Origin of the sequence: [Clostridium] polysaccharolyticum (genome assembly GCF_900111595.1) — a bacterium.
Classification (GTDB): domain Bacteria; phylum Bacillota; class Clostridia; order Lachnospirales; family Lachnospiraceae; genus Clostridium_AI; species Clostridium_AI polysaccharolyticum.
This window is the reverse complement of the sequence record NZ_FOHN01000028.1, coordinates 1-11830: the sequence shown is the minus strand read 5'-3', so window position 1 is coordinate 11830 and position 11830 is coordinate 1. Positions and strand designations below refer to the sequence as shown.

Annotated in this window: 9 protein-coding genes; 4 read left to right on the top strand and 5 right to left on the bottom strand. The window is 36.7% G+C overall.

Going from position 1 to position 11830, the window contains the following annotated elements; translation table 11 throughout:
- Positions 1 to 33: 33 nt before the first annotated feature.
- The gene (locus tag BMY85_RS13145; protein WP_092478730.1) at positions 34 to 627 is read right to left on the bottom strand and encodes a hypothetical protein; all 594 of its coding nucleotides are present in this window, start codon (positions 625 to 627) and stop codon (positions 34 to 36) included.
- Between the two features lie 151 nt (positions 628 to 778).
- On the opposite strand from BMY85_RS13145, the gene BMY85_RS13140 reads away from it, so the two are divergent.
- Positions 779 to 3502, top strand: a complete 2724-nt coding sequence (locus BMY85_RS13140; protein WP_092478729.1) for a calcium-translocating P-type ATPase, PMCA-type — start codon at positions 779 to 781, stop codon at positions 3500 to 3502.
- Positions 3503 to 3575: 73 nt separating this feature from the next.
- The gene (locus BMY85_RS13135) at positions 3576 to 3827 is read left to right on the top strand and encodes a hypothetical protein (RefSeq protein ID WP_092478728.1); all 252 of its coding nucleotides are present in this window, start codon (positions 3576 to 3578) and stop codon (positions 3825 to 3827) included.
- Positions 3828 to 3986: 159 nt separating this feature from the next.
- Here the strand turns inward: BMY85_RS13135 and BMY85_RS13130 are convergent, their stop codons facing one another.
- The 3 genes from BMY85_RS13130 to BMY85_RS13120 all read right to left on the bottom strand — a co-directional run bounded on the left by BMY85_RS13130 (position 3987) and on the right by BMY85_RS13120 (position 8670).
- Positions 3987 to 5474: an acyl-CoA carboxylase subunit beta gene (locus BMY85_RS13130; RefSeq protein WP_092478727.1), complete on the bottom strand. Its 1488-nt coding sequence runs from the start codon at positions 5472 to 5474 to the stop codon at positions 3987 to 3989.
- Positions 5475 to 5758: 284 nt separating this feature from the next.
- The gene (eno, locus tag BMY85_RS13125) at positions 5759 to 7078 is read right to left on the bottom strand and encodes a phosphopyruvate hydratase (protein ID WP_092478726.1); all 1320 of its coding nucleotides are present in this window, start codon (positions 7076 to 7078) and stop codon (positions 5759 to 5761) included.
- Positions 7079 to 7164: 86 nt separating this feature from the next.
- Positions 7165 to 8670, bottom strand: a complete 1506-nt coding sequence (locus BMY85_RS13120) for a carboxypeptidase M32 (RefSeq protein ID WP_092478725.1) — start codon at positions 8668 to 8670, stop codon at positions 7165 to 7167.
- 166 nt (positions 8671 to 8836) lie between these two features.
- Between BMY85_RS13120 and argH the strand changes: the two genes are divergently transcribed.
- Complete coding sequence (gene argH, locus BMY85_RS13115; RefSeq protein WP_092478724.1) at positions 8837 to 10210, top strand: argininosuccinate lyase; 1374 nt, start codon at positions 8837 to 8839, stop codon at positions 10208 to 10210.
- Positions 10211 to 10402: 192 nt separating this feature from the next.
- On the opposite strand, the gene BMY85_RS13110 is transcribed toward argH, so the two are convergent.
- A complete protein-coding gene (locus tag BMY85_RS13110; RefSeq protein WP_092478723.1) occupies positions 10403 to 10888 on the bottom strand; it encodes an ATP-binding cassette domain-containing protein in 486 nt (161 codons plus the stop codon).
- A gap of 679 nt (positions 10889 to 11567) precedes the next feature.
- On the opposite strand from BMY85_RS13110, the gene BMY85_RS13105 reads away from it, so the two are divergent.
- Positions 11568 to 11830, top strand: a 263-nt coding sequence (locus BMY85_RS13105; RefSeq protein WP_177180793.1) for a transposase, incomplete at its 3' end; no start/stop codon positions are given.

Genomic DNA, 11830 nt, shown 5'->3' with positions numbered 1-11830 from the left:
TTTTACATTTCTACCCTCTTATTTCTTTGTTTTTTACAAAAACTTTCCACTATCTTCTGAGGCTTTCACTCTTACATAAGCAATATTGTTTTCAAAATGGTCTATTTGCACAATCGTGTCCTGTTTTATGTAAGCAGTTTTATCCATTGCCTTGGCTGGGTATTTTGTCGTAATGCCATCATAAGTAGTAATACTGACAGAACCATATCCTCCTTTTACAATACTGTTAATTACTTTTGCATCAAAAAGAATCAGATCTTCTTTGGCATAGGTGGTATTTTCTATCTTTTTCAGTTTATGAATTAATGTCTGAAAAAGAACAGCTATCACATAACCAGCCCCACCTGCAATCACATTGGCCAGAATCAGATTTGTTCCATTATAAATAATTAATCCAATCCCGCCAAATACAACTGCACCTGCACTTAGGCACTGCAAAGAAAATGGCAAAATACAAAAATCAATTCCACATATGCCTATGCTGACATCCATTCCAATCCCAACATCTACTAGACTAAAGATTCCATCTAGTATTCCCTCAAATACATCAAATATGCCTCCAAGTATAAGAGAAAGCAGGGGAATCGTAACTCCCGCAACTAGGCAGACTGTATAAATCCTCTCCATAGTTTCACCTCCAGACGAGACACCCTAATTATAACTTATTCCCTTCAAAATGTGTATTACTTTTTCCTTAATTATTTTGCCTTGTCTGTTATAAATGTTCCTTCCTAGTACATATATTGTTCTAAAGCAATCACAAGAAAGAGTGTTTACTATGTTACAAACCAACCACACTCCAGCTTTTCAAACCAGCAAGAATCCTCCTATTCTCTGGCACTGTCTTGGAACAGAGGAAACACTAAAACGGCTTCAGACCAGCAGCCAGAATGGATTAAGCCAAAGAGAAGCCGGAAAACGCACCAGACAATATGGTTATAATGAAATTCAAGCAAAGAAAAAAAAGAGTATTGTCTCCCGTTTCTTTGAGCAATTTAAAGATTTTATGATTATTATTTTAATCATTGCTGCATTCATTTCCTTTTTTGTTTCTTATTTAGAAGGAAAACCCGATCTGGTAGACCCCATTATCATTTTTGCTATTATCATTTTAAATGCAGTAATGGGCGTCATTCAGGAAGCAAAAGCAGAAAAATCCTTAGAAGCTCTAAAGAAAATGTCGGCTCCCACAGCTCAGGTACTTCGTGATAAAAAAGAAATAACCATACCTTCAAGAGAACTTGTCCCTGGCGATATTGTTTTTTTGGAAACAGGGAACTATGTTCCTTCCGATGTCCGTCTGTTAGACAGCATTAATCTAAAAGTAGATGAGTCTTCTTTAACAGGTGAATCTCATCCTGTTGAAAAAAATGCACTTATTTCCCTCAACCCTGACACAATCGTAGGAGACAGATTAAACTTAGCCTTCGCCACTGGGATTGTTACATACGGCCGTGCCAAAGCTGTTGTAACCGAAACAGGAATGAATACAGAGGTCGGTCATATTGCACAAATGATTATGGACGATGACATTCCCCAGACACCTTTACAAAAACGGCTGGCACAGACAGGTAAAATACTTGGTATCGCCGCTTTACTTATCTGTATTGTCATCTTTATATTAGGTACTATTCAGGGAAGGCCACCATTTGATATGTTTATGACCAGCGTTTCCCTTGCTGTAGCTGCTATTCCTGAAGGACTTCCTGCTATTGTAACCATTATGTTATCACTAGGTGTGCAGAGGATGGCAAAGAAACAGGCGGTAATCCGCAGGCTGCCAGCCGTAGAAACTTTAGGAAGTGCAACTGTAATCTGTTCTGACAAAACAGGAACCTTAACACAGAATAAAATGACAGTAACTAACATTACCAGTTATCAGAAAGAAGAATCTTTAAACTCTTCTTTCGGTGCTGCCCTTTTGTCTCTTGCAGCACAGTGTAACGATGCAAAACTGCAGATACATAAAAAAAATATTACTGCTATTGGTGAACCGACGGAGACAGCTTTAGCACTAGCTGCTTATAAACAGTCTATTGATAAAACCAAACTGGATCTGTTACAGAAAAGAGTCTGTGAAATTCCTTTTGATTCAAACCGCAAAATGATGACAACGGTCCATCAGTACCAGCAGGAATTAAGCTACATAGGATTACCCAATAATTTCACTTACATAAGCATTACAAAAGGAGCACCTGATGTACTTCTGCGCTACTGTAACAAGGTATATCATAATGGTACAATTATAAATTTAACCAAAAAACATATAAGCCAGATCCTCAATCAAAACCAGACATTAACCCGTCAGGCACTACGTGTGATTGCTGTTGGATTTAAACCAATTACTGAGTTAAATGCCAATGCAGATGAAACGATACTAAAAAAGGAACTAGAGCAAGAGCTTGTATTTGCAGGCCTTATTGGAATGATGGATCCACCTAGGCCAGAAGTACGTAATGCAGTTTTAACGTGCAAAAGTGCTGGCATCAAGCCTGTCATGATTACAGGAGACCATATTCAGACTGCCTGCGCCATTGGAAAAGCACTGGACATCATCACTAAGGATTGTGAAGCTCTATCTGGTGAAGCAATTGATAAATTATCCAGTCATGAACTATGCCAAAAAGTGAACCAGTACGGTGTATTTGCCAGAGTATCGCCTGAACACAAAGTACGCCTTGTAAAAGCATTTCAGCAAAATGGAAATATTGTTGCTATGACAGGAGATGGAGTGAATGATGCTCCCGCTTTAAAGAGTGCAGATATTGGCTGTGCTATGGGAATTACAGGAACAGACGTTGCCAAAAATGCTGCTGATATGATTCTTGAAGATGATAATTTTGCAACCATTGTATCTGCCGTAAGCGAAGGACGTGGAATCTACGAAAACATAAAAAAGGCAATTCATTTTCTTTTGTCCAGTAATATTGGGGAAATTATGACTATCTTTGTAGCCATTTTATTTAAACTTCCTACCCCCCTTGTTGCAGTCCAGCTTCTGTGGGTAAACTTAGTAACAGATTCTTTGCCTGCAGTCTCCCTTGGGGTAGATCCAGTTGGCAAAGATATCATGAAGCGCCCACCTGTTCCACCTGACAAAGGCATATTCGCTGATGGTTTATGGCTCAACATCATAATCCAGGGCTTAATGATCGGTTCTTTAGCATTACTAGCCTACGTACTTGGATGCCAGGTTCTACCTGAAAGCAGCCTGCTTCTTGGCAGAACTATGTGCTTTGGGGTACTGAGTCTGTCACAGCTCTTCCACTCCTTTAACGTAAGAAGCGAACATTCCATCTTCAAAATAGGTTTACTCTCTAACAATCGTCTGGTTATGAGTTTTATTATCTGCACCATTTTACAGATATCAGTCATCAGCATACCTTCGTTAGCTAGAATTTTCAACGTAATACCTCTTCTGCCAATGCAATGGATTATTGTCATGATACTCTCCATAATGCCTATCTTCATCGTTGAATTGCAAAAGCGAGCTTCAAAATAGTTTTCTATTGATTATGATTTTTTTTTCTTGTATAATGAAAATATATAGTAAGGATTGTAAAGAAGGTGAGTATTTGAACCAGTTAATGGAATGGATGACACATCAAAAATATGACAAAAGCTTAGAGGATACGATTACAATGTATGACAACCAAGAATATAAAAAGGATTCTGATTTAATTACGGAAGATAAAATCAAGCTAGTAAGTGGTAATGTAATAAAATATTATGCCTTTCACTATGATGCAAGCCAGCCTTACTTAATTCAGACACAAGATGATTCTGTAAAAGAGAGAATAGCTCAGATGCAAGCTGAAATACAGTAAAAGCCAAAACTTTCTAAATGAAAAAATATCTGCCAAGACAACAGGCAGTTATTTGAAGCAGCAGGCAAATGGCTGAGGCAACAGTCATTTTATATAATTCCAATGTAAAACAGCTGTCAGGCATCACACTGACAGCTGTTTTTTACATAAAATCATGAACTAAAGTGGAATATTCCCATGTTTTTTCACCACAGTCAATTCCTGCTTATTCTTTAATGCAAATAAATCCTGATATAAACGGTCTCTTGTCTCGGAAGGCAGCAGAATCTCGTCTACATAGCCTTCTTCTACCGCAATTCTGGAATTCATGAAATTCGCATTATATTCTGCTACTTTTTCGTTATAGAATACCTTTTTGTCTTCAGGCTCCATTCCTTTCATAGCACTCTTATAGATAATCTTTGCTGCACCTTCTGCACCCATAACGGCAATTTCTGCATTTGGCCATGCATACACATAATCTGCTTTCAAATGTTTAGAACACATTCCAATATAGGCACCACCATAGGATTTTCTTAAAATAACCGTTAATTTTGGAACAGTTGCTTCTGCATATGCATAAAGCAGTTTTGCACCATGTCTGATAATTCCCATATGTTCCTGTTCAATTCCTGGCATAAAGCCAGGTACATCAACAAGAGATATAATCGGGATATTCTGTGAATCACAGAACCGAATTAACCTGGCTACTTTATCACTTGAATTGCAGTCAAGCACTCCCCCCATAAAATTTGGCTGATTCGCAATAATACCAACGGTAATTTCACCTAGTTTTCCTAATCCCACAACGACATTTTTCGCAAATTCAGCCTGGATTTCCATAAAACTGTTCTTGTCTAACAGTTCCTGAATAACTTCTTTTACATCATATATTTTTCTTGATTCTTCTGGCAGGATAGAATCTATTCTGGAAAACCTTTTTTTCACCGAGGCTTCTTTTTTAGCTGGATAAATCTCATTCTGATCCAGCAATGTTACAAGTTCTCTAACTTGTGTTAAACAGGATTTTTCCGTTTCATGATAAAAATGTGCAACTCCCGACTTTGTAGCATGAATCTGTGCTCCACCTAATTCTTCTGCTGTACAAACCTGTCCTGTTACGCTCCTGACAACATCAGGTCCTGTTACAAACATTTTGCTTATGTTATCAATAACAAATACAAAATCTGTAATGCCTGGGGAATAAACAGCACCCCCTGCACAAGCCCCTGCAATAATCGATATCTGTGGTATGTAACCTGATGCCATTGTATTATAATAAAAAATATCACCATATCCTGCTAGAGCATTTACCGCTTCCTGTATTCTTGCTCCACCAGAATCATTAATTCCTATAATAGGACACTTGTTTTTAATGGCAAGTTCTATCACATGTGCTATCTTTCGGCCATGTTTCAACCCAAGTGTTCCTCCGCAAACAGTAAAATCCTGTGAATATAAATATACTAATCTTCCGTTTATTGTTCCATATCCAGTGATTACACCATCATATGGGAATTTTTTACCCCGAAACGCCTCTGGACTGTAATTGGTTATTCCTGAACCAATTTCATGAAATGAATCTTTATCTAGCAAAAAAAGTATCCGCTCAATTGCATGCAGTTTTCCTTTATTATGCTGTGCTTCTAAGTTATACTTATCCAACATAAACTTCTCCTCCTAATTCTTAAGGATGTAATGTGTTTAAAATTATGTAATAGTGATTGTACATATTATACTCCATAAATTTTACAATCGCAATACTTTTAAAAATATTTTGATTATCAAACCTTTATTGCAAAGCAAACTGTCTTCGATACCTCTTGCTCTGACACTATGGGATTCTTGATAGAAAAGACACTTTGATGCCAGAACGGGAGGACTGCTTTTAACAGCTGACTTTCTCACCCGTTCGTATACATCCCGTCCCTATCCTTTTGGGGACTTCCTCTTTATTTCATACATTTTACTTTAAATGCATCCCTGCCTAGATAACGTGCTGTACTTCCAAGTTCTTCTTCAATTCGTAACAGCTGGTTATATTTTGCAACACGATCGCTTCGGGATGGTGCACCTGTTTTAATCTGCCCAGCATTCATAGCAACAGCAATATCCGTAATGGTTACGTCTTCCGTTTCACCAGAACGGTGGGATACAATTGCTGTCCACTTATTATTCTTTGCCATTTCAATAGCTTCTAGGGTCTCTGTCAGCGTACCAATCTGATTCACTTTAATTAAAACAGAATTGGATACATCCAGCTGCATACCTTTTTCGATTCTTTTTGTATTGGTAACAAACAAGTCATCACCCACTAACTGGATCTTCTTTCCTAAACGGCTAGTTAATTTTGCCCATCCATCCCAGTCTTCTTCTGCTAAACCATCTTCTAAGGAAATAATTGGATACTTAGAACATAACTCTTCCCAGTAATCAATCATGCCATCTGCTGATTTATATTCACCTGACTTCCAGAATAGATATTCGCCTTTTCTTCCTGCTTTGGCTGCTTCTTCATACATTTCCGTTGCCGCTGCATCCATTGCAATCAAGAAGTCTTCACCTGGACGGTAACCTGCAGCATCAATAGCTTTTACAATGTATTCCAAAGCCTGTTCATCACTATTGAATTTTGGTGCGAATCCACCTTCATCCCCAACAGCTGTTACATAGCCATCTGCTTTCAATAACTTTTTCAAAGTATGGAATACGGTAGTACTTTGTTCTAAACATTCTTTAAAACAGCATGCCCCAACTGGCATAATCATAAACTCCTGAATGTTCAAACTGGAATCTGCATGCTTGCCTCCATTTATAATGTTCATCATTGGTACTGGAAGAACGGTTGCATTGCATCCACCAATATATTGATAGAGTGGCAAGCAAACTGCATTTGCTGCTGCTTTTGCCACTGCTAGAGAAACTCCTAAGATAGCATTTGCACCAAATCTGCCTTTATTCTCCGTTCCATCTGCTTCCATCATGGCACGGTCAATTTCAACTTGATTGAAGGCATTCCTTCCAATTACAGTATCTGCAATTGCTGTATTTACGTTGTGTACTGCTTTTGATACACCAGCACCAAGATAGCGGTTTTTATCGCCATCACGTAATTCTACTGCCTCAAATGCACCTGTGGATGCACCAGATGGCACTGCTGCAATTCCTGTGCTTCCATCTTCTAGCACAACTTCTGCTTCTACTGTTGGATTTCCTCTGGAATCTAAGATTTCTCTACCATGAACTGCTGTGATTCGTAACGTTTCGTTCATTTTGTATCCTCTTTTCTCATTGAAGTTTTCTATTTGAATTTGCAATTCTGACAATACTAATATGAGACGATACAAAACAAATTATTCTAAAGGTTATAAATCTTCTGGTACTTTTCTTTTAAATATTTTATATAGTAATCAGCAGTAAATTCTTCTCCTGTCATTTCCTTAAGAATTTCATTGGTTGTTTTTGATTTTCCATACTGGTGTACTTTTTCTTTTAAAAATTCCCGGATAGGCAGTAAATTACCTTCTTTTAAATATTCTTCCAAAGGCATGACGCTTTTCATATAATAGTAAATCTGAGCTGCTACTGCACTGCCAAGAGCATAAGATGGAAAATACCCAAAGTCACCTGTTGACCAGTGTACATCCTGTAAAATTCCCTCTGTATCTGTTTCAGGCTCGACACCCAGATATTCTTTGTATTTCTGGTTCCACATTTTGGGAAGGGATTTTACATTGGCTCCATGCTCAATGATTTCTTTTTCTATTTCATATCGTACCAGAATGTGCAGAGGGTATGTCAACTCATCTGACTGGGTACGAATCAGACTAGGTTTCGATTTATTAACGCCCTTGATAAAGTCTTTTACAGAAGTATTTTTCAATTGTTCTGGAAACAGATCCACTAATCTGCTATATATAGGTGTCCAGAATTCCTCTGATTTTCCAATTACATTTTCAAAAAAACGGGACTGGCTTTCATGCATGCCCATTGATGTTCCAGTTCCTACAGGAGTAAGAGTGTATTCATCTTTTACACCAAATTCATACAAGGCATGGCCTGTTTCGTGAATTGCTGAAAAAATAGAATCTTCTATACCTTCTTCTGTATAATGATTGGTATAACGTACATCATGATTATGCAGATTCGTTGTAAATGGATGGGCACTTTCCGATAGAATGCCTCGGTTAAAATTAAATCCTAAATAGGAGGAAATCCAGTTACAGAACTCCTTCTGCTTCTCTATTGGATATCTGTCATATTCATAAGATTTTTCCACCTTATCCATTTTCTTTTCCACTTCCTGGATAAACGGAACCAGCTCTGTCTTTATTTTTCCAAAGAAAATATCTAGCTGTTCCATGTTAAATCCAGGTTCAAAATCATTTAATAAAATATCATATAACTTCTGTCTTCCATGCTTTCGGTATCTGGCAAAACGTTTCTGGTATTCAATCATTTCTTCTAATACGGGTGCAAATTTTTTATAGTCATTATCTGCTTTTGCTTTTGCCCAGATGCTAGAGGACTTAGCTGTAAGCGTAGAAAATGCCTTGTACTCTTCTGCTGGAACTGGCCGCAGCTGCTGATCCATTCTTTGTATTTCTTTAACAATGGCCTTTTCCTGCTCTGACAGTGCTTCCTGTTCTTTCTTTCCCGCCAGTTTATCTAACAGGTATTTTACCTCATCGTTAATGTATGTTTTGTAGTATTCATCGGACAATGTTCCAATCACTTGTGAGGTGTACTCTCCTGCCTCTTTTGGGGCAGCTGTTTCATTATCCCACTGAAATAGTGTTAAGGCTGTCTGCAATGCCATTGCCTTTTCCATATAAGGTTTTAATCGTTCATAATATCTGCTCATGTTCAATCCCCATTCGTTGGTTTTATATTACATATGATTTCATTATACGTCCTTTCCTATTCTTTCTACAACATAATATTGCAATCCTTTATTGCAATATTTTTAAAAAACGGGTATGATATTTTAGGACAACAAATAAACAATATAAAGAAAAGAGGTAGACTTTATGAAACTTTGGGGCGGCCGTTTTACAAAAGAAACTAATCAGCTTGTACATAATTTTAATGCATCCATCGGTTTTGACCAGAAATTTTATAAACAGGATATACAAGGCAGCATTGCTCACGTTACCATGCTTGCTGCACAGAATATTATAGATAACTCAGAGAAAGAAACCATTATTAAAGGCTTGCAAAGCATTTTAGAAGATATTGATAATGGCTCTCTTATTATAGATGGAGAACATGAAGATATCCATAGTTTTGTAGAAGCACATTTAATTGAGCGTATTGGTGATGTAGGAAAAAAATTGCATACTGGAAGAAGCCGTAACGATCAGGTAGCTCTGGATATGAAGCTTTATACCAGAGACGAAGTAAAAGAAATCAATGCTTTGCTGAAAGATCTGTTAAAGGAACTATATCAGATTATGAAAGAGAATACAGAAACTTTCATGCCTGGCTTTACTCATCTTCAGAAAGCGCAGCCTATTACATTGGCACATCATATGGGAGCTTATTTTGAAATGTTTAAGCGTGACCGTTCCCGTATGGATGATATTTTCCAGCGAATGAATTACTGTCCTTTAGGTTCTGGTGCATTAGCTGGAACTACTTATCCGCTAGACCGTAACTTAACTGCATCTTTACTGGAATTTGCGGGACCTACTTTAAACAGTATGGATTCGGTATCCGACCGTGATTACTTAATTGAGTTTTTAAGTGCATGTTCTACCATTATGATGCATTTAAGCCGTTTTTGTGAAGAAATCTGTATCTGGAATACCAATGAATACCAGTTCGTAGACATAGATGATTCTTATAGCACAGGTTCCAGTATCATGCCTCAGAAAAAGAACCCGGATATTGCTGAATTAATCCGTGGAAAGACTGGCCGTGTATATGGTGCTTTGATTTCCATTTTAACTACAATGAAAGGACTTCCACTTGCTTACAACAAAGACATGCAGGAGGACAAAGAACTGACTTTTGATGCAATTGATACGGTAAAAGGCTGTATTGTATTATTTACTGGCATGTTAGCATCTATGAAATTTAACAACGAAATAATGGAATCCAGTGCTAAAAATGGTTTTACCAATGCTACGGATGCCGCTGATTACTTAGTAAATCATGGAGTTCCTTTCCGAGATGCCCATGGCATTGTAGGACGGCTTGTACTTTTCTGTATTGAGAAGAATATATCTCTGGATGACATGAAGCTGGAAGAATTCAAGGCAATCAGCCCTGTCTTTGAAGAAGATATCTACGAAGCTATCAGCATGAAAAACTGTGTAGAAAAACGAAATACCATCGGTGCACCTGGTACAATTGCTATGACGCAGGTTTTAAAAGAATGTGAAGCATATTTAAATGAATAGCTTTATAATGAGATTTCCCCAGCTGATGTTTCCATTATGATTCCTATCAGCTGGGGTTCTTTTTATCCTTTATTCATGACTTATTATCTTTCCATTTTTCATATGAAGGATACAATCAAATTCAGATTTATAGGAATCTTCAACAGAATGTGCAGCTACGACAATCAGCTTGCCTTTATCGCGCTCTTTTTTTTAAATATCAAAAACCGTTTTATAATTATCTTCATCAAGTGCATTAAAAGGCTCATCTAATAACAGCACATCAGGATTTTCCATAATTGCTTGACAAATACCAAGTCGCTGTCTCATTCCAAGAGAATATGTTTTTACTTTGCTATTTCGTTGATCATACAAATTGACAAGCTTTAATGCCTCATAAATTTCATCTTTGCTTATTTTATTTTTGATTGCTGCAAGATATTTCATGTTATACATTGCAGTTTCATTTTCCATGAAGGCTGGTGTTTCAATTATGACACCATAAGAATAATCCAAACTGCAGTTCAATTTTCCATCAGTTGGCTTTATTAATCCACAAATCATGCGTAAAAGCATAGATTTTCCACAACCGTTATGCCCATTAAGCAAGTACATTTTTCCATCACTTAACTCCAAGGAAATATTTTTTAACACTTCTTTGTTTGAAATTGTTTTTGATATGTTTACAAGTTGAATCATTTTTACCGCTCCCTTATATTTTCTATTCCAATATATTCATAGCTTGTATCTAACCATTTAATAAGAATTACTATGACAATGATGAATGCTGTCTTTAAAAAAATAATTGTTGAGTATGAAAGATTAACTGCAACTGGTACAAACAGAGAACTACTATAGAATGAATACTGGTTAAGCCATAATGTTATAGATAGCAAGAAAAATAGAACAAACATAGTAACTTTGCTTTTCAATTTTACATAGCAAAATAAAATTGCAATCAGTCCATAAGTAGTTAAAGTTAAAAAATAAGAAACATACAGTTTTAAATTATCAAACAGATAAATTTGCCTGAAATAAAGTAAAAAGACTTCATCAATGCAAAATTTAAATGAACATAATAGGAAGGAATATTTCAAATTATTCAAGACAATGATTTTGTAAAAACTATGTCGACGACAATTTGATCTCGTGTATATGAACTGATACAAGTGAAATATCTCGTAAGTTTTTTTTATAAGATAGGACACCATTACATAATATAGGCAAATGCTTGTAGCTAACATAAACATAGTTGTTGACTTTAAGTGAGTATTGTATGACGTTAATGGGACTGTAATAAAGTTTGTGTCTATGGTAATAAATGGATTCTTCTTGGTAAGAATCAGATATAGAATCTTATCAGGAAGGAGCCTTTATTATGGCAATTCAAAAAGAAGTATTACGACAAATTATCAAAGAAAATGACTTAAAAAGCGTTGGTAACGTTTCTGCTCTGCTCAAGGAGAGCTTTAAAGACCTGCTTCAAGAACTTTTGGAAGCGGAACTGGATGTTTCCCTTGGATACGATAAAAACCAGAAAAACGAAGCCAATACTGATAACAAACGAAACGGTCACTACCCTAAAACTGTGAAAAGTACACTGGGCGAACTTAAGCTGGATATTCCACGAGACAGGAATGG

What these genes read in the sequence shown, in the direction of transcription:
- BMY85_RS13145 (WP_092478730.1), bottom strand. Translation starts at nt 627, where the DNA reads ATGGAGAGGATTTATACAGTCTGCCTAGTTGCGGGAGTTACGATTCCC.
- BMY85_RS13140 (WP_092478729.1), top strand. Translation starts at nt 779, where the DNA reads ATGTTACAAACCAACCACACTCCAGCTTTTCAAACCAGCAAGAATCCT.
- BMY85_RS13130 (WP_092478727.1), bottom strand. Translation starts at nt 5,474, where the DNA reads ATGTTGGATAAGTATAACTTAGAAGCACAGCATAATAAAGGAAAACTG.
- eno (WP_092478726.1), bottom strand. Translation starts at nt 7,078, where the DNA reads ATGAACGAAACGTTACGAATCACAGCAGTTCATGGTAGAGAAATCTTA.
- BMY85_RS13120 (WP_092478725.1), bottom strand. Translation starts at nt 8,670, where the DNA reads ATGAGCAGATATTATGAACGATTAAAACCTTATATGGAAAAGGCAATG.
- argH (WP_092478724.1), top strand. Translation starts at nt 8,837, where the DNA reads ATGAAACTTTGGGGCGGCCGTTTTACAAAAGAAACTAATCAGCTTGTA.
- BMY85_RS13110 (WP_092478723.1), bottom strand. Translation starts at nt 10,888, where the DNA reads ATGATTCAACTTGTAAACATATCAAAAACAATTTCAAACAAAGAAGTG.